Below are 19,685 nucleotides of genomic sequence, written 5' to 3' on the forward strand. Positions count from 1 at the left end.
ATTTTTAAGGACCCTATAGTATATGCTCTAAATCTGTAAACTACTACTGAAGAGTTTATCTAATTTGGCGCAGGAATAGTCTATGAGTCCGGTATTCTATCTACAGTGTTTGACGAATTCTTCCCGAGACTTTGCTTTTATGCATTCACTTAAATTTTCAAGCAGCCATTAGAAAAAGCCGGTCTCCTTCGTCGACCGGTGAGAGCTCGGGGTCTAAAAATCATTTTAAAAAATGTCCCTACGTATTAAGAAAACCCAAATATTTTGACTTAAAATAAACAACGAACAAAAAGAAAACAATGACTGTAGAAAATAATCAAACTTCAACTAAAAAATAGAGGTCCGTCCCTCTTAAAGAAACAGACAAAATTACAAATTCACTCCTTATCCATCACTTTCCTGTACATCCTCGCCTGGAACCCGTGATACTTCGCAAACCCTTCTGCATCCTTCTGGTCAATGGTCTGGCTGTCAAAAGAAACCAGGTCCTCGGAATAGAGCGCATTCGGTGAGCTGCGGGCAAGGATCGTGAGGGCGCCTTTGTAGAGCTTCACTTTCACCGTACCTGTAACCCTTTCCTGGGACTTGTCGATAAAGGCGTTCAGGTCGGCATAAAGCGGCTCGTCCACAAGACCGTAATAGGCAAGTTCGGACCACTGGTCGTCCACGATCTTCTTGAACTTGAGTTCGCTGCGGGTCAGGACGAGTTTCTCGAGGTCGGCGTGGGCTGCCAGGAGAACGGTTGCAGCCGGATGCTCGTAGTTCTCGCGGGCTTTTAAGCCGAGCACGCGGTCTTCAATCATGTCGGTTCGGCCGACGCCGTTTTCGCCTGCAATTTCATTCATTTTCTTCACAAGGGCGTAGCCGCCGAGTTTTTCGCCGTCAAGGGAGACAGGGACTCCGGCTTCAAAGCCGATGTCAACAATCCTGGGCTGGTCAGGGGCTTTTTCAGGCGAGGTTGTCCACTCGTAGATCTCTTCGGGCGGGACAAAGGAAGGGTCTTCAAGCTTGCCGCCTTCGATGCTGCGGCTCCAGATGTTTTCGTCAACGCTCCAGGGCTTGGACTTTGTAACTTCGACCGGGATTCCGTGCTCTTTTGCGTAATCGATTTCCCATTCGCGGGTCAGGTTCATTTCCCTCATAGGGGCAATAACGTCGAGATCGGTCTGGCGGAAAACGGCTTCGAAACGGAGCTGGTCATTGCCTTTTCCTGTGCAGCCGTGGGCAAGGGCAACTGCTCCTTCTTTCTGGGCAGCCTCAACCACTTTTTTCGCGATCAACGGGCGGGCAATTGAGGTTCCCATTACATAGCCTTCATAGCTTCCGTTGGCTTTGATCAGGGGGAAGACGTAGTCTTTAACGAATTCTTCCTTTGCATCGATCGTGTAATGCTTGTTGCTGATCTTGTTGGCTTTTGCGTCTGCCCTCTTGATTTCCTCTTCAGGCTGGCCGACATCGACTGAAATTGTAACTACTTCGTCGTATCCGTACTTTTCCTTGAGGATGGGAATGCACACTGAGGTGTCAAGCCCTCCTGAATATGCAAGTGCAACTTTCTTTGCCATGCTTTTTACTACCCCTTGCTTAATGGATATATGATGTGATAAGAATCAAAATGATTGACATGTCAATCCAGTGACACGCTAATGAATTGATACATTGTGGATTCATTCGTTAATAAACTGGTTTGTTAAATAGACGGTTCGTTAAATAGATTGATTCGTTAAATAGACGGTTCGTTAAATAGATTGATTCGTTAAATAGATTGATTCGTTAAATAGATTGATTCGTTAATAAACTGATTCATCAAGTGGACTGATTCATTAATAAACTGATTCATCAAGTGGACTGATTCGTTAATAAGATTAATTAATTAATAAGATTGATTCCCTAACAGATTGATTTGGAATAATAAGTGACATGTTACAGATTTGCATGTTAACGGATCAGTAAATTCAGTAGGGTAAATAAGGTTAATAAGTTTAATAATTTTGGTAGCAGGGCATTTAATTCCTGTATTTGACAGCCAGCAGCAGGTAGATTCAAAAACTAATCATGTTTTGTCGGAGGATGTAAAAGCCACCCTGCCGACTGTGATTCACACGTAAATTTCCCGTTGGCCGACGTTTTTTATTAAGCAGTACTCTTACTCTTCAACAGGTAATCTTAAAGAGTTACCTGCTGACAGCTTTTTTCGTTACTTCAACTTACTTTTCCATCTCTTTGTGGTACTCGTTGATGGACTTGATCGTAAGTTCCTCTCCCTTCTTCATAGTCTCTATGGCAGCAGCTGCGGCTATTGCTGCCTGCAATGTGGTAATGTACGGGACCTTGAAATCAACAGCTGCCCGCCTGATCCTTGAACCGTCCCTGCGAGACTGTTTGCTTGTCGGGGTATTGATTATAAGGTCAACCTCGTCCCTGCGCATCATATCTATGACATTCGGGCTTCCGTCATGGACCTTTTTCACTACATCCATGAAGACCCCGTGCTGTGCAAGATAGTTTACAGTGCCCTGCGTGCCCATAAGTTCAAGGCCTGCTGCCTGAAGTTTCTTTGCAACGTCTACAAGTTCGGTTTTGTCTGCATTCCTTATGGAAAGGAAGACTTTTCCTGTAAGAGGTAAGACGTTGTCGGCTGCAAGCTCTGCCTTATAGTATGCCCTCCCGAAGTCGTAGTCAACACCCATGACCTCGCCAGTGCTTTTCATCTCAGGACCGAGGACAGGGTCTGCACCTGGCAATTTATCGAAAGGTAGGAGGACTTCCTTAATCGAGACATGGTTGGGTTTTGGCTCGTCCGTGTAGCCCAGGCTCTTTAAGCTGTGTCCTGCAATTACCTTTGCTGCAATCTTTGCAAGTGGAATTCCAACGGCTTTTGAAACAAAAGGAATTGTCCTGCTTGAACGTGGGTTTGCTTCAAGCACATAGACCTTCCCATCTTTTTCTGCCATCTGTATGTTAATCAAACCCTTGACCCTGAGGGCAAGAGCTATCTTCCGAGTATAATCCCTTACATGGTCAAGAACCTCAGGCGAGAGAGATTGAGGTGGAATTACACAGGCCGAGTCTCCTGAGTGAACACCTGCCTCCTCGATGTGTTCCATTATTGCACCGATCAGTACGTCTTTCTGGTCGCAGACCGCATCCACATCAATTTCAGAGGCTGCCTCAAGGAAATCATCAATCAGTATAGGGTGTTCGTGAGAGACCCTGACTGCCTCTTTCATATAGCGTTCAAGGTCGATTTCGTCGTATACGATTTCCATTGCCCGTCCGCCAAGTACGTAGGAAGGACGCACAAGTACAGGGAAACCGATCCTCTTTGCAACCTCGATTGCTTCCTTATGGGAAGTTGCATATCCGCCTTCAGGCTGTGGAACACCAAGCTCCTGCATAAGGAGATAGAACTTTTCCCTATCTTCGGCAAGGTCCATATCATCAGGATCCGTGCCCAGAATCACGGTATTAAGGTCGGTCCTGCGCTTCAATTCCTGCTTGAGGGGAATTGCAAGGTTCACTGACGTCTGTCCTCCGAACTGCACAAGGACTCCATCAGGCCTCTCACGCTCGATTACGTTCATCACATACTCAAGGGTAAGAGGTTCAAAAAAGAGCTTGTCTGAGGTATCAAAGTCCGTAGATACGGTTTCGGGGTTGTTATTAATGATATGAGTCTCTATGCCTTCTTCCCGAAGCGCAGTAACTGCATGCACAGTACAGTAGTCAAACTCGATTCCCTGTCCAATCCTTATCGGGCCTGCTCCAAGAATAAGAATCTTCTTCTTATCTGTGGAGTTTGTCTCGCAGTCATCTTCGTAAGTAGAATAGTAATAAGGAGTAGCTGCTTCGAACTCGGCTGCGCAGGTATCTACCATCTTGAAAGTGGCCACAAGACCGGCAGCATGCCTGAGATCACTTATTTCCTGGCTGGTTTTTCCAGTTAGTTCGGCAAGGCGGATATCCGGAAAGCCCATCCTTTTTGCTTCGCGCAGGAGTTCAGGAGTAAGTTCTTCTGCCCTGATGCGCTTTTCCATCTCAACGATCTTTTTCATCTTTGAGATGAAGAAGGGATTGATGCTCGAAAGCTCGGCAATTTCCTTTACCGACATGCCCCTCTCAAGCGCATGGAAGAGCACAAAAAGGCGTTCGCTTGTAGGAGTCTTCAGGAGAGTTTTAATTTCAGGCTCTTCCCATTGTTTTATTCCTAACTGGCTATCGATATCCAGGGACTTGAAAGCCTTTAGCAGAGATTCTTCAACAGTCCTGCCAATAGCCATGACTTCTCCTGTACTTTTCATGGCTGTGGTCAGGGTTTTGTCTGCAGTTGTGAATTTGTCAAAAGGCCACCTGGGAATTTTGGTAATTACATAGTCCAGAGCAGGTTCAAAAGAGGCAGGAGTGCTCTTGGTAACATTATTTATAATCTCATCAAGTGCCATTCCGATTGCGATCTTTGCAGTTACACGGGCAATCGGGTAACCCGTAGCCTTTGATGCAAGGGCTGATGACCTTGAAACCCTTGGATTTACCTCGACAATGCGATAATCGCCTTCTTTCAAGGCGTACTGAATATTGCACCCACCTTCGATCTTCAGGGCGCGGATAATCTTGATTGAGGCACTCCTGAGCATCTGGTGCTCTGCATCGCTTAAGGTCTGGGAAGGAGCAACAACTGCCGATTCTCCGGTGTGCACGCCCATAGGGTCGATATTTTCCATGTTACAGATCACGATACAGGTATCGTTTGCATCTCTCATGACCTCATATTCGACCTCTGCCCAGCCAAGCACACTTTCTTCTATGAGTACCTGGTTGATACGACTGCGCCTGAGCCCACGTTCAGTGATTTCGAGCAGCTCTTCTTTTGTGCGGGCAATTCCGCCTCCTGCACCACCGAGAGTGTAAGCCGGACGGACAATTAGAGGAAGCCCGAGTTCTTCGACAACGTCTTCAGCTTCTTTTAAAGAATTAACTGCACGGCTTAAGGGAACTTTTTCCCCTATCCTGATCATCGTCTCTTTGAAGAGTTCCCTGTCTTCAGTGTTTTTAATAGCTTCAACAGGGGTCCCCAGGATCTCGACTCCGTATTTTTCGAACACACCATTTTCTGCAAGTTCACTGGTAATATTAAGGCCTGTCTGCCCCCCAATACCTGCAATAATCCCGTCAGGGCGCTCTTTTTCAATAATTTTTTCTATTATCTTGGCATCAAGAGGCTCGATATAGACCGAATCAGCCATTTCAGGATCGGTCATTATAGTTGCAGGGTTTGAGTTTACAAGAACGACCTTTACACCTTCTTCTTTTAAGGACCTGCATGCCTGGCTGCCTGAAAAGTCGAATTCCGCAGCCTGCCCTATAGTTATTGGCCCTGAGCCTATAAGCAAAACCTTCTTTATGTCCTCGCGTTTTGGCATTAAACCTCACCTCCGAGGACCTTTACAACCTTGCCAAAGAACGTTTCCTCGGTATCCATCGGCCCTGCCTGGGCTTCGGGATGGAACTGTACACTGAAAATATCCAGATCTTTGTGGGAAACCCCTTCTACTGTCCTGTCATTTGCGTTCAGGTATTTTACATAGAGCCCTGTGCCATCAAGGGAGTCAGCATCGACTGCATACCCATGGTTCTGGGAGGTTATGAAAATCTTATTTTCAATCAGGTCCTTTACTGGCTGGTTTCCTCCCCTGTGCCCGAATTTCAACTTGTAGGTTTTTGCTCCCATAGCAAGGGAGAGAATCTGGTGCCCGAAACAGATCCCGCAAACCGGAATCGTGCCTGCAAAAGCCTTTACGGCATTGATTGCATCCGTTGCTTTTTCCGGGTCTCCTGGCCCGTTTGAGATAAAAAGAAGATCTGGTTCGTAACCTGCAATTTCCGAGGGTTTTGCAGTTGCAGGAACCAGAGTAAGGTCAATTCCCCGTTTGTGAAGGTTGTTTATGATATTGCGCTTAATCCCAAGGTCAACTATAACCGCATGTTTGCGTTTGCTGTCGCCTTTCCAGGCGCCTTCTGCTCCGGGAATGAAATACGGCTCTTTACAGGTTACAAGGGAGATCAGCTCTTCATCAGTGAGCTGTGGAGAGTTCCTTGCTATATCAACAGCCTCTTCTCCGTCGTCGCTGCCTGTGATAAGGGCAGCCCTCATGGTTCCGCGCTCCCTTGCCCTGATGGTGAGCATACGGGTGTCCACACCTTCAATTCCTGGCTTTCCTTCATCCTCTAAAAAATTGTGAATTGAACGGGATGATTTATAATGATAGGGCTTTTTGCAGGCCTCCCTTACAACAAGCCCTTCCGCATGCATGTTATCGGACTGGACGCGCTCCCCGCTGACACCGTAGTTTCCGATAAGGGGGTAAGTGAACATTAAAATCTGACCCTTGTAAGAAGGATCTGTTAGGGCCTCCTCATATCCCGTGAATTGAGTGGTAAAAACAAGTTCGCCGCAAGCTGTGCCTTCGGCACCAAAACCGGTGCCCTTAATAACTGTTCCGTCTTCTAAGCCTAGTACTGCTTTCATCATCTGAACCTGCGAGTAAATATCATAAGACATGTATAAGTGTTACGATGAATTTCCCAATTCCTTTAATTACTGATATTTTTTGAGTTTTTTAATATATAAATATTTCAATTAAATTAAACGGTCCTTTAATTTATGTTCTCTCTTTTTACACCGCCTTTTAGTTGAATCAAGACCCTTACAAAATTGAGCCTGAAAGAAAACGTAATGTCTTCTTGTGGTGCACATACTCTCAACCCCTTTGCCGCAACTGATAGATAATCTGCGCAACTGCCAGCATAACTAAAAGCAGGCCTGACAATATTATATATAACTAACAGTATTGTAACTGAATACTAAAAACCTTTTTTATCTCAAGTTTCATATAAAGTATAAAGGTAAGTATTATAAATAAAATAGAGGTAAACTTTTTCCGGTATTTCCGACCTCATTTACGTATCTTACGAAATAGAGGGTAGGCTTTCAAGTATGCTTTCTGACAGAAAATTGTCTGGCTCAACATGTGGATTCGCGCAAAAAATAGTTGTAGAGGTAATTCTTGGTATAGTTCTGGAGCTCATCCCATACCAAGTTTCTTTTTAAATCTATAAAAGTTTCAGAACTATATTCCATGACAAGAAACTTGACTAATCATTTAAAATTCGAGATTCAGGAAACCAATATTGAGTTTTGGGATAAACTCCTGGTATTAATGCTTACTTACAGGAACTCTGTTCCAAAATCTAGTGATTTTTGCATTTCTTGATTGAAAATCTGAATTCGCAAGAAGAATCCGGTTTTCATCAAAATTAATATTCGACATCTAAAGGCTTCAACTCCAAAGTTACATCTCAAGGATTGTAACCAATTACAAAATATAGTGATTTTTTATTTTATGTTCATCACTGGATGTTCGGACTTTCCGCAGGTGCCTTCAAAAAAACAACATTATTCTTGTTATCGTTTTTGGAGAATTATTTAAAAATTTGCAGTTGTTATCCTCAACTGAAGCTTAGGAATGTGGCTTATGGAAGTGCTCAATGAAGGCAAAAGGCCAAAAAGTTTGGAAAATTTCAAAAATACACTTTTGAGTAATCAAGACGGTTTTCAAAAAAACAATAGCAGGAAAACTTAAAAAAATTAGAAGGCCATCTGCGGAAAGCAAGATTTTGATACTGAGCCCAATTATTCATACTATAAAAATATTTTGCAAAAATACTATATGTAATTGGGGAAAATATTACAGCTGAGGAGAAAAGCTGTTTAAGCTGCTAAAAATCAAATTGCGTGCGGCCATTCCACCCTGCAGGATGGGGTATGTTTCGGATCGCTCGCTCGGTTTCTCGGGAACATTTTGGTATTCTTTGGCAAGATCTCTTTATACAAATCTAGATTCTCGCTTGTCTTGAATTTATCCTACAGACGAGAAAACTAATCACAACAAAATCTAATTTTTATTAAACTGAGTTTTTGTGGTAATTTTTACCTTTCATAAAGACTGATGATAATTTTTACAAACCACTTTAGTTAAACTGGTATAATTATATGGACAAAAATGTAAAAATCGAAATCCGAAATATTACTAAAATTTTTGGTAAGAATCCCCAGAAAGTACTCTCCTTTCTAAAAGAAGGCTTATCCAAAAAAGAAATTTTTGAAAAAACAAAACAGACTGTAGGGCTCAACAATGTTAGTTTTGAGGTCTACGAGGGAGAGATTTTCGTAATCATGGGGCTTTCCGGTTCAGGAAAATCTACTCTTTTACGCTGTATCAACCGGCTGATCAAACCCACAGGCGGGCAGATCCTAATCGACGGGCAGGATATTGTTACAATGAATCCTGAAGAACTGAGAAGGGTCCGCAGGGTCAAACTGGGCATGGTTTTTCAGAACTTTGCTCTGCTCTCGCACAGGAATGTACTCGACAATGTGGCTTACGGGCTTGAGATTCAGGGAATCTCAAAAGACGAACGCCATAATAAAGCTATAAAGGCGATTGAGAATGTAGGGCTTAAGGGACACGAAGAGAGCAAAATCACCCAGCTTAGCGGAGGAATGAAACAGAGGGTAGGCATCGCAAGGGCGCTTGCAAACGACCCCGATATCCTGCTCATGGACGAAGCTTTCAGCGCCCTTGATCCACTTATCAGGAACGAGATGCAGGAAGAGCTGCTTGCCCTTGAGAACAGGATGCAGAAAACAATTATCTTTGTCTCCCATGACCTGGATGAAGCCCTGAAACTCGGGGACCGAATTGCCCTCATGAAAGACGGTGAAGTAGTCCAGATCGGGACTCCTGAAGAGATCCTGACTGAACCTGCAAATTCCTATGTCTCAAGGTTCGTTGCAGGTGTTGACAGGTCTAAAATCCTTACCGCTGAATCGGTTATGAAACGACCTGAACCGCTAGTGTCTATCAATTCCGGGCCCAGGGTTGCTATTCAGTTGATGAAAGATTATGGGATTTCCTCGATTTATGTAGTTGAGGGAAAGAACAGGCACCTGAAAGGCATACTCATGATAAGTGGTGCACTTGAAGCTCTTAGGAGCGGGAAGAACCTTGAAGCAGCAATGTTTCTGGAGGCTCCACGTGTGGCTCCAGACAGGTCTCTTAATGAGGTGATTCCCTTGATTGCGGAAAGCCAGTACCCCCTTGCTGTGGTCAATGATTCAGGAAAACTGCTTGGGATTATAGTCCGGGGCACTGTACTTGGTGCTCTTGCAATAGCTGGAGAAAACGGGCAGAATGAAGCCTCAAAAGAAAGAAATCCAGAAAAAAAGACCTCAGAAGAAAAAACCTTAGAAGAAAGAAACGTTTCAGGGAAAACTTTTGAAGGAAAGCCTGCTGAGAAAACTGTCCTGATAGGTAAAAATGAAGGAGAAGCCGGTCCTCCCTCAAAAAGTTCAGGCGTACCGAATGCCCAGAATACTATAATTAACAACGGAATTGACAGTGAGTCTGTACCAATTAACAACCGAACTGACATTGAGTCTGTACCAATTAACAACCGAACTAACATTGAGCCTGTACCCGCCGAACTGACTGCCAAAGAATCTCTCGGGTCTGACTCAGGGCAGGAGCCAGAGGTGAAAACATGTTGACCTTCCGGTTACCTGTCGGAGATACTGTTGAACTTGCTGTGGACTGGACTGAAGCAAACTTCGGTCCGCTTCTGGACATCATAAGCAAGCAACTTGATTTCCTGATATCGAGTTTAAAAAATGCACTTCTTTTCCTGCCTCCAGAACTTTTTATCGCTGGGATTTTCCTGCTAGCATACTTTGTAGGAAAACGCAACATCAAACTTGCAGCCGGGACTGCAATTGGTTTTTTCCTTATTGAAAATATGGGGCTCTGGACGCTCTCGATGGAGACACTTGCCCTTGTGCTTTCGTCTACTCTGCTTGCACTTATTATCGGGATTCCGCTGGGGATCCTTTCTGCAAAAAACACTACACTTTCCCGTATTTTAAAGCCTGCACTCGACTTTATGCAGACCATGCCGTCTTTTGTGTACCTTATCCCTGCACTCATCTTCTTTGGGCTTGGAAATGTGCCCAGTATGATTGCAACTGTCGTTTTTGCAATGCCACCTGCAATAAGGCTCACAAACCTTGGGATAAGACAGGTTCCAAAAGAACTTATTGAAGTTGCAGATGCCTTTGGCTCCACGAGCTGGCAGAAACTTTCCAAGGTTGAACTGCCTGTAGCGCTTCCGACCATAATGGCTGGGGTCAACCAGTGCATTATGCTCTCTCTTTCGATGGTTGTAATCGCAGCCATGATCGGGGCCAGGGGGCTTGGGTACCAGGTCCTTCTAGGGATTCAGCGTGTTGACATTGGCATGGGCTTTGAAGCAGGGCTTTCGATTGTCATAATCGCAGTTTTCCTGGACCGGATTACCCAGAATCTAAGCCCCAGGTAAAAAAGCTCCTTTCCTGATCCTTCCTTAAAATTTCCTGATCCTTCCTTAAAGGGAACTCAGGATAGAGCTCTTCACTTTAACAGGGTCGCCTTCTTAATCCCCGAAAGAATGTGCACCATTCATTTCAAACCCTGAAAAACTCAAAAAAACTAGATAAACTGAAAGAAATTCAAATAGGTTGTAGATATTTTTGACCAATACGAAGTTTAATTTGAACGTAAAGAAGCTTGGATCTGTTCTGGCAATCTGCCTGATCATAGGGCTTGCTCTTCTTGCAGCAGGTTGTTCCGAAAAGGGAAACGAAACTGCGGAAGGAACGGAAACTCCGACAGCAACAGGAACATCCGAATTCAGTGAGCCTGTAAAGATAGGATATGTCTTATGGGACGGTGAGATTGCAAGTACTAATGTGATGCAGCAGGTGCTCAAAAAAGCAGGATATAAAAATGTGGAAATAACTGCAGTTGATGCAGGTCCACTTTATCAGGAACTTGCTGATGGGCAGTTTGATTTCACTACTTCGGCATGGCTTCCCTATACCCACAAGCATTACTGGGAAGTTTACGGTGACCGGCTTGATCCTGTCCAGACAAACCTTGAAGATTGTAAAATCGGGCTTGCTGTCCCCTCTTACGTACCTATCAATTCTATTGAGGAACTCAATTCAGAAAAGGACAAATTTAATGGGAAGATAATCGGGATCGAACCCGGAGCAGGCATAATGCAGGCTTCAGAAACCGCAATTTCCGATTATGGCCTGAAAATGGAGCTTGTCTCAGGCAGCAGTGCAGCAATGACTGCGTCCCTGAAAAAAGCTTTGGATTCCAAAGAATGGATAGTTGTTACTCTATGGTCTCCTCACTGGGCTTTCAATCGATGGGATCTTAAGTACCTTGACGATCCTAAAGGCGCATATGGTGATGCCGATCATGTTGAGACCCTGGCAAGGCTCGGCCTTAATGAAGAAAAACCCAATCTCTACGGCATCCTGACCCGTTTCAAGTGGACTCACGATGATATCCAGGTTGTCATGATGGATATCGAAAACGGAACGACGCCTGAAGCAGCCGCAGAAAAATGGGTTGAAAACAATCCGCAAAAAGTTAATGAGTGGATTGGAAAAGAGTAAATTTCTTTCCCTTTATCTATTTTTTATACGTTTCTTTTTATACGTTTTTACTTCCATGTTTCTTCCTTAGATTTTCGCTGTTTTTATTACTTTAGAAGGCACCGCCAGGTGAGTTTAAATTATTATATATTATAAAATACCAATTGTTTATCAGGATAATTTTTCAGATTCAAAGTGGATTACCTTAGAATACCACCTCAGAATGCGAATTATGGCAGTTCAAGTTTTGAGGATACGAATTTTGATAGTTCTTTCTATATATAAGGCAGAAAAGAGGCAGAAAAATGGTAAAAATGGCAAAAATGGCAAATAAACTTAAAGAACTTGACAGAACGGCTGAGGAAAACTGCAAAAAAGGCAGAATTTCCTTTAAGGTAGGGAGGTTTGAAGACGCGCTTGCTGCCTATGGAGAAGCAGCTGATGCCTGGAAAGAAATGGCAGATCTGCTTTTCGAAAAAGGAAAAGAGACACGAGGGAAAGAGTTTCTTGAAAAAGCCCTCGAGGCCAGATCGTGTTACGGGATGGCTCTTTTCAAGCTTGAAAGGTATGGAGAAGCCCTGGAAATCGTTGATGCCGCCCTTGAACTTAAGCCTGAAAACCCTACCGAGTGGTCCAACCGGGGTTTCGTGCTATCAGCTCTGGGCCGGAACGAGGAAGCCCTTGAAGCTTTCGAAGAAGCGCTTGCATTTGACCCGAAATCCTCAAAAATCCTGACCAGCAAAGGCATAGTATATTTCAGGATGGGACTCCTGAAAAAGGCTCTTGAGACTTTCGATCGCGCTCTGGCAACCGAACCCAGGAAAGCCTCGGACTGGGCCTGCAAAATTCCCAGGTTCAGTTTCTTTTCCCGGAATAAGGCACCTATTATGAAGCCTGATAATGCTGAGACCTGGTACTGGAAAGGCAACGTGCTTCTTGAGCTTGGAGAAAGGGAAAAAGCCCTCAATTCACTCAGGAAAGCTCTTGAAAGCAACCCCGACCACCTCAACTCTCTTCTTAGCGGAGGGGATTTGCTTTGTGAATTTGCCGAATACGGTGAGGCTTTCAAGTGCTATATACGGGCCCTGAAACTCAGCCCTGGAAATGAAGCCGCTGAGAAAGGAAAAGAGTTTTGTGAAGCGAAAATTAATGAGTGATTATTAGCCGGAATTGAGTTTAGGATATTGCATTCAGTTCTTCTTACTCTTGAGGTGTCTATTTTCCACATCCAAAAGGAAGAATTGATAACCTGAATCAATATATCTTATATAATTTCGCGATGCTGAGTGGTAAAACTTATATTTTCTTTGAGTTATAATTATATTTTGTCTGAGCGATAAAAATTGTATTTTTAATTCCGTGCATCAATCAAAGATGCCAGGATAGTTACAATCTGGTTAATACAAAACATTCGATATTTAAGGAGAAAACAGTGATGGACTTCATATCTAACTTATTTGGTAAAGATAAAACTCAAAATCTTTTTGAGGCTTCTAAGATAGGGCAGGTAAGAAACGTAGAAAAACTTCTGAAAAGCGATAAAGTTGACATTAACTCGCAGGACGCATACGGTAAAACTGCTTTAAATTATGCGGTTAATAAAGGATACAGAGACGTTGTAGAAGTGCTTATTAAAGGCGGTGCCGATCTTAATATTCAGGATGAAAACGGGGATACCGCTTTAATTTGTGCGGCAAAAGTCGAACGTGGAGATATTGTTGAGCTGCTCATTAAAAGCGGTGCTGACCTTAATATTCAGGATGGAAACTGCGAGACTGCTTTGAAGTTTGCGGTAAAAGTAGGATACAGGAACATTGTTGAGCTTCTTCTTGAAGGTGGAGCCGATCCTGATATTCAGGACCGGAACAGTGAAACTGCTTTGATTTCTGCTGCAGATAGGGGACAAAAGGATATTGTTGAACTGCTAATTAAAGCTGGAGCAGATGTTAATCTTCAGGACAAAAACCTTAACACTGCTTTGATTGCTGCAACAAAGATCGGACATAAAATTATTGTTGAGTTACTTGTTAATGCAGGAGCCGATCTTGACGTTCAGGACAAAAACGGCAACACAGCCTTGATTTATGCAGCAGATAGAGGATACAGGGACATTGTAGACCTGTTTCTTGAAAGTGGTGCCAATCTTAATATTCAAGAAGAAAACGGGCTTACCGCTTTGATGTTATCGGCACAAGCGGGGCGTACGGACATTGTTGATTTGCTTATTAAAAATGGTGCCGACCTTAATATTCAGGATGAAAATTGTAATACTGCTCTGGATATTGCTGAAGAAATGGGATTTAATGAGATTGTTGACTTACTTATTAAAAATGGTTTAAGTCCCAGGTCTTGAGTTTATCAGAAGGATGAACTTTACAGGCTGTTACAACGAGAAATACAATAAAATAAGTGTAATAGAATAAGGCGCTTATATAGAATAATAAGGTGCTTATTAAAAATCACCGGAATTTTTGATTACAGTGAAATTACAGTGAAGAAAATAGGAAAAGCACTCATATGGAAAAGCCTCGTATAATTGATATACCATCGTGACAATCCTTACTGCTATGAATGACAGTAAACCCGAAAATTCAGCTTTACCTTCTCACTTAACTGACCGTGCAGACCGCAATAAGGCCCTTGCCGGAAATCTCACTCATACTTACGAATCAGTTACTTTTTCAAATCCAGTCCTTGACCAGTTCAGAGGACTTATGCCTGATTTCAATAAACGTCTCTCGTCTGACAGGGATCTTGGACTTTCTTCTTCTGACCACCTCCGCTTGAGTCAGGAAACTCTTCCAAGGCTTGTTTCCAGCTCATTTACCGGAATCAAATCTGCCGGTCGTTTGGAATCCGTACTCGAAAGCTCAAGAATACCTGTAGGAAAAGGGCTTGAGATCTTTCCTGACCTACCTGGAAGAATGCTGACAGAGTCAAGAATCTGTCCCCTTAGCACAGACCACCTTCCTATGGCTCCTCTTTCAAGCAGGCTTTTAACGCTCAGGCAGACTGAAGATAGGTTGAGTGAAGTTGAGAAAGACAAGGAACAAAAAAAGGTATAAAGAAAGGTATAAAGAAAGGTTAAAGAAAGGTTAAAGAAAGGTATAAAGAAAGATATAAAGAAAGATATAAAGAAAGGTATAAAGAAAGGTATAAAGAAAGGTATAAAGAAAGGTATAAAGAAAGGGGTGAGAAGACAGGAAAAATATCTTCTCTTTTTTATTTTTACATTTGGAAAAATCGTTTAATTGTTTAATGAAAAAGGCAGTCTTTTTTACCAGTTTAGCTTTTTACCAGTTTAGCTTTTTACCAGTTTAGCTTTTTACCAGTTTAGGCTTTTTACCAGTTTTATAGGTGTGTTACCTTGATACAGATAATTATCCCTAAGAGACTTACTGCTATTGCAATAGCAGTAATGAAAATGATCAAAGCGAAACTATCGTTCTCAAACATATCATTTTTCTTATACTCCATATTACTATATATGGCATTTTTACATAAAAACTTTACAATTTTTATCTGATTTTTAGACAGAAGAATATTGAACTAACATTTGACTTATTCTTGAAGACTGAAAACTCGTTTAAGAAGTTATTTCGCTTTTTACTCATGTTCGGAAACTCTTAGTTTCATTATTTTTTCTAAAGCTTAAGTGCCTGCTTTATTCAGAGCCTTTTGGAACTTCTCGAGTCCAGAGTCAAGTTCTTCATCCGTAATAACCAGTGGTGGAGAGAAACGAATTACGGAATCTCCACAGGGAAGAAGCAGAATTCCTTCTTTGAAAGCTTCCCTGAGAATTCTATCCCTTCGTATAGGGTCTATTGATTTATCGGGTTTCACAATCTCGACTCCGACCATCATACCGAGGCCACGTACGTCCCCAATGAATGGAAAGTTTTCCTGAAGCTCCCTAAGCAGTTGTTTCATTTTGAAACCAAGCTCCTTTACCCTATTCTTTATATTTTCCTTCTCCAGAAACTCGAGGGATGAAAGTGACGCGGCTGAAGCAAGAAGATTTCCTCCAAAGGTATTTGAATGGACGCCCTGGGGCCAGTCCATAAGCTTGCGGTCTGCGAGCATTGCCCCCATTGGAAGCCCTCCTCCAAGAGCTTTTGCAAGGCACGAGATTTCAGTTCTGACCCCAAAATTTTCCATTGCAAGAAAAGGGCCTGTCCTGAAGCAGCCTGTCTGGACTTCATCAGCTACAAGGAGGACATCGTTATCGGTACAGATCTGCCTTACTTCCCTATGGAATTCAGGTGGAGGAACGATATACCCACCTTCTCCCTGAACAGGTTCCACGAAAACGGCAGCTGTATCCTTCGGGCTCAGTTCCCGCCTGAAAATCAGGTTTTCAAGCTCTTTTGCACACTCAATCCCGCAGGAAGGATACTCCAGTTTAAAGGGACAGCGATAACAGTAAGCATAGTGGGAATGAGCTGTGCGGATAGCAGGAAAATGTTCCTTTTGCCTGGCTTTTGAACAGGTAAGAGAAAGAGAGCCAAGAGTCCGACCATGAAAGGAGTTATAAAAGGAGATAAGGCCCTGCCGTTTTGTTTTCCAGAAGGCGAGTTTGATTGCAGCTTCTACGGCTTCAGTCCCGCTATTGCAGTAAAATACTTTTGAATAGCTGGAAAGCTCTTCTAACTTTTTTGCAAGCTTCACAGGTGGCTCAGCAAAAAAATCTCCATATGCGCAGTGAGTCATTTTTTCAAGTTGAGATGAAATTGCAGCTTTAACTTCAGGGTTGGAGTAGCCTGCATTCATAACAGCAATTCCTGCAACCAGGTCAATGTACTCCCTCCCATCAACATCCCTGATTACGGAACCCTTTGCGCTGTCTACAACCAGAGGATAAGGGCGGGCTGCACAGGCAGATATTATATTGCAGTCCTGCCCGATAATTTTCCTGGCTTTAGGACCGACGATATTAAACATTCCTGCTTCATGTTCAAAAAAATCAAGGTACTGCCCAGCTTCCATTGCTTTGTTTTCCCCCGATTTTTCCGCTCCCTGATTCTTTTCAAATTCTTCGGTTTTCTTCTGAGCCAGAATACATTCCTCCCCAGTTTCTTTACGCTCTCGAACCTTACTCCTATAAATTTTACTCCGCTGAATCAATCTGAGCTTTTTGCAATCTGCCGCTGTAGTCTATATACACGGCTTTTACCTCGGAAAATTCCTTGATGGCCTCGGTACCGGCTTCTCGAAAACCGTTTCCTGTCCCTTTAACGCCTCCAAAGGGAAGATGGACTTCAGCCCCTATTGTGGGAGCATTAACATACGTGATTCCTGCTTCGATTTTTTCAATTGCCCTGAAAGCGTTTCCTACACTTTTTGTATAGATTGCCGAAGAAAGTCCGTACTTGGTGTTATTGGCAAGTTCGATTGCCTCTTCAAGATCTGAAACCGTGAAGATCCCGAGTACTGGCCCGAAAATTTCTTCCTGTGCAATCCTCATGTTTGGTCTAAGGTCCGTAAATAATGTAGGTTCGAAGAAATAACCGGGAAGCCCGGGATCAGTTCTGTTTCCTCCATAAAGAAGAGTTGCTCCTTCTTCTTTTCCTATTTTCACGTATCTCTCGGTCTTCTCAAGCTGTGCTTTATTGATTACAGGTCCGATATCCGTCTCAGGCAAGAGCCCGTTACCTATCCTGAGAGATTTTACTTTTGCAAGCAGCCTTTTTATGAATTCGTCTTTTATCATCTCATGTAGAATCAGTCTGCTCGTAGCAGTACAGCGCTGTCCTGTAGTTCCGAAAGCTCCCCATAACACACCCTCAAGAGCCAGTTCAAGGTCGGCATCGTCCATAACAATTACCGGATTTTTGCCTCCGAGTTCCAGAGAGACCCTTTTCATGGTTTTTGAACACTCTTCCATTACCCATTTCCCGGTATCAAGGCTGCCTGTAAAGGAAATAGCCTTTATGCGAGGGTGCTGGACTACAGCCTTCCCAACAGTTCCTCCGGGTCCTGTTACCAGATTTATTACTCCGGGAGGCAACCCTGCTTCACTAAGCACCTCTATTAGCTTGAAGGCAAGTAGAGGTGTATCACTTGCAGGCTTGAAAACAATTGCATTTCCAGCTACAAGGGCTGGCATAATCTTCCATGAAGGAATGGCAATCGGAAAGTTCCAGGGCGTTATTAAGCCGACTATCCCTATCGGCCTAAGTACGGTCATGCAGAACTTTTCCTTGAGTTCGGAAGTCGTTGTCTCCCCAAGCATCCGCCTTCCTTCCCCTGCGGCATAATTTGTGATATCAATGGCTTCCTGTACATCTCCCCTTGTCTCAGGGAGTACTTTTCCCATCTCTTTTGTCATAAGGACAGCAAGTTCTTCTTTCCTTTCCTGTAAAATTCTGGCTGCCTTGAAGAGTACCTCAGCTCTCTTTGCAGCCGGGATTTCGCTCCAGAGCCTGAACCCTGCTTCAGCAGCCTCAACTGCCCTGTCCACGTCCTCGGTTCCAGCTACCTGTATTGCTGCCAGGCTTTCCAGAGTAGTCGGATTTATATCTTCAAAAGTCACTCCGGTTGACGAGTCTTTAAATTCTCCCCCTATAAACAACTTGTATTCCTGAACCATAAAACCCCTATAAAGCATGAATATACAAGGAAATAAATATATTCCAGAAATCTTTTGGTACAGAAGGTTTTTTCTGACCTGCTAGAGAATCTGTTTTTAGTTGAATACATGAGAAGAAATAAAGACATATATGACTAAATATAAAAACATAAGTAACTAAATATAAAAACATAAGTAACTAAATATAAAAACATAAGTAACTAAATATAAAAACATAAGTAACTAAATAAATTTTTACTGGACTAATAAAAACGTATAAGATTGAGTACAATTGATTAAGGTTAAATAAAGTACAGAATGTTATATGTTATGCTTTTTAAAAGTCTTTAAAGAAAAAAAGATCAGAAAATCGGCTCAGCAACAGCTATTGACAGGCATAAATAATTTTAATCTGGTTGAGAACTAACGCAGGGTTAGTTCTTACTTTGTTTTTTTAGTAGCCTGTGTTACTACTGACAGTCTGCCAGATTCTTTTGGACAGCTCAGAAAACTGGGTTTTTGGATCCCCGATTTTCTGAATAAAGGAGTCTGCACCATTCTCGATTGCCTGATGCATAAGTTCGTCTCTACCCACACCTGTGAACAGGATAAAGGGTGTGTCAATCCTTTTGTCACGAATAGTTTTCAAGAACGTGATGCCGTCCATCAAAGGCATATCATAATCTGAGACTACCACGTCATAGGAATATTGTTCCAGCCTTTGAAGGGCTTCCCTTGCAGAATTTACAGTGTCCGAAGTTATATCATGGAAGACTTCTAAGAAGGTCTTTGATAGCTCCAAAAACAAAGGGTCATCATCTACAAGCAGTATTTTCACGGGGATCTTCTCCTGATGTTATTATCTTGCAACCTTCTTGTGGGTCATTACACCACTTATCATCTCCTATTTACCAAAATCTTACCCACAACTACCACTAATATAAATGTCTTAATTAATATAAAAAGTTATCTTCTTTCCTTCACAAATGGAAGTTTCTGTCATTCTGGAATGAGAATTTTTGTATTTCAGAGATAAAAATCTGTTCTTTTATGCTGAGCCTATCCCAAAAGCCATTTAGTTCTTAATCATCAAGAATTTTCAGGATTGTTGTCATGATCAGAAACTTGAGTGATCATTCGAAATACAGGATTCAGAGAAGCAATTTTTAGTTTTGGGATCAGCTCGCTATCTGATCTAAAGCATTCTTGAAGGAAGAATACAGGTATGAGGAGAAGTAAAAGTATTTCTTAAGAAGATAACGAATAAAAAAGAAAATGGAGAATAAAAGAAGAGTAAAAGAAGAATAAAAGAAGAATAAAAGAAGAGTAAAAGAAGAATAAAAGAAGAGTAAGTGAAGAATAAAAGAAAAGTCAATGAAGAATAAAAGAAAAGTCAATGAAGAATAAAAGAAGAGTAAATGAAGAATAAACAACGAAAAAACAAAGAAAAACAATAGAAAAAACGTATCCTCTTCAAATTGAGTGGAAAGCTCTCAATTTCTGCTTATTGAGCTTTTTTCTCCGATTAATTGAGCCAGAGATGGCATCCCAAATGTACCGCCAACTCTATCACATATG

General features: G+C 42.5%; 11 protein-coding genes and 1 pseudogene. 6 read left to right on the forward strand and 6 right to left on the reverse strand.

What is annotated here, in order from left to right; translation table 11 throughout:
- Window positions 1–377: 377 nt before the first annotated feature.
- The 3 genes from ASJ81_RS11930 to carA form a co-directional block, all read right to left on the reverse strand.
- Window positions 378–1,565 carry an argininosuccinate synthase gene (locus ASJ81_RS11930; protein WP_095644637.1) on the reverse strand — a complete coding sequence of 396 codons (1,188 nt, stop codon included), beginning with the start codon at window positions 1,563–1,565 and terminating at the stop codon, window positions 378–380.
- A gap of 642 nt (window positions 1,566–2,207) precedes the next feature.
- Window positions 2,208–5,420, reverse strand: coding sequence for a carbamoyl-phosphate synthase large subunit (gene carB / locus ASJ81_RS11935; protein WP_095644638.1), 3,213 nt, complete (start codon window positions 5,418–5,420; stop codon window positions 2,208–2,210).
- Window positions 5,420–6,526, reverse strand: a complete 1,107-nt coding sequence (carA, locus tag ASJ81_RS11940) for a glutamine-hydrolyzing carbamoyl-phosphate synthase small subunit (RefSeq protein ID WP_095644639.1) — start codon at window positions 6,524–6,526, stop codon at window positions 5,420–5,422. Before carA ends, carB begins: the two co-directional genes overlap by 1 nt.
- Window positions 6,527–8,050: 1,524 nt before the next feature.
- Here carA and ASJ81_RS11945 point away from each other — a divergent pair.
- From ASJ81_RS11945 to ASJ81_RS11970, 6 genes and pseudogenes are all read left to right on the forward strand, one after another.
- Window positions 8,051–9,607 carry a quaternary amine ABC transporter ATP-binding protein gene (locus ASJ81_RS11945; RefSeq protein WP_095644640.1) on the forward strand — a complete coding sequence of 519 codons (1,557 nt, stop codon included), beginning with the start codon at window positions 8,051–8,053 and terminating at the stop codon, window positions 9,605–9,607.
- The gene (locus tag ASJ81_RS11950) at window positions 9,601–10,431 is read left to right on the forward strand and encodes an ABC transporter permease (protein ID WP_095644641.1); all 831 of its coding nucleotides are present in this window, start codon (window positions 9,601–9,603) and stop codon (window positions 10,429–10,431) included. Before ASJ81_RS11945 ends, ASJ81_RS11950 begins: the two co-directional genes overlap by 7 nt.
- Before the next feature lie 190 nt (window positions 10,432–10,621).
- The gene (locus tag ASJ81_RS11955) at window positions 10,622–11,560 is read left to right on the forward strand and encodes a glycine betaine ABC transporter substrate-binding protein (protein WP_095644642.1); all 939 of its coding nucleotides are present in this window, start codon (window positions 10,622–10,624) and stop codon (window positions 11,558–11,560) included.
- A gap of 284 nt (window positions 11,561–11,844) precedes the next feature.
- Window positions 11,845–12,696 carry a tetratricopeptide repeat protein gene (locus tag ASJ81_RS11960; RefSeq protein WP_245860105.1) on the forward strand — a complete coding sequence of 284 codons (852 nt, stop codon included), beginning with the start codon at window positions 11,845–11,847 and terminating at the stop codon, window positions 12,694–12,696.
- A gap of 257 nt (window positions 12,697–12,953) precedes the next feature.
- A pseudogene (locus ASJ81_RS11965) lies at window positions 12,954–13,892 on the forward strand (ankyrin repeat domain-containing protein); the annotation flags it as partial.
- A 196-nt stretch (window positions 13,893–14,088) separates the two neighbouring features.
- Complete coding sequence (locus ASJ81_RS11970) at window positions 14,089–14,604, forward strand: hypothetical protein (RefSeq protein WP_095644644.1); 516 nt, start codon at window positions 14,089–14,091, stop codon at window positions 14,602–14,604.
- A gap of 586 nt (window positions 14,605–15,190) precedes the next feature.
- On the opposite strand, the gene ASJ81_RS11975 is transcribed toward ASJ81_RS11970, so the two are convergent.
- From ASJ81_RS11975 to ASJ81_RS11985, 3 genes are all read right to left on the reverse strand, one after another.
- Complete coding sequence (locus ASJ81_RS11975) at window positions 15,191–16,663, reverse strand: aminotransferase class III-fold pyridoxal phosphate-dependent enzyme (RefSeq protein WP_245860106.1); 1,473 nt, start codon at window positions 16,661–16,663, stop codon at window positions 15,191–15,193.
- Window positions 16,647–18,128: an aldehyde dehydrogenase family protein gene (locus ASJ81_RS11980; protein WP_095644645.1), complete on the reverse strand. Its 1,482-nt coding sequence runs from the start codon at window positions 18,126–18,128 to the stop codon at window positions 16,647–16,649. Before ASJ81_RS11980 ends, ASJ81_RS11975 begins: the two co-directional genes overlap by 17 nt.
- A gap of 433 nt (window positions 18,129–18,561) precedes the next feature.
- Complete coding sequence (locus tag ASJ81_RS11985; protein ID WP_095644646.1) at window positions 18,562–18,945, reverse strand: response regulator; 384 nt, start codon at window positions 18,943–18,945, stop codon at window positions 18,562–18,564.
- Window positions 18,946–19,685 lie beyond the last annotated feature (740 nt).

Source organism: Methanosarcina spelaei (genome assembly GCF_002287235.1).
GTDB lineage: Archaea > Halobacteriota > Methanosarcinia > Methanosarcinales > Methanosarcinaceae > Methanosarcina > Methanosarcina spelaei.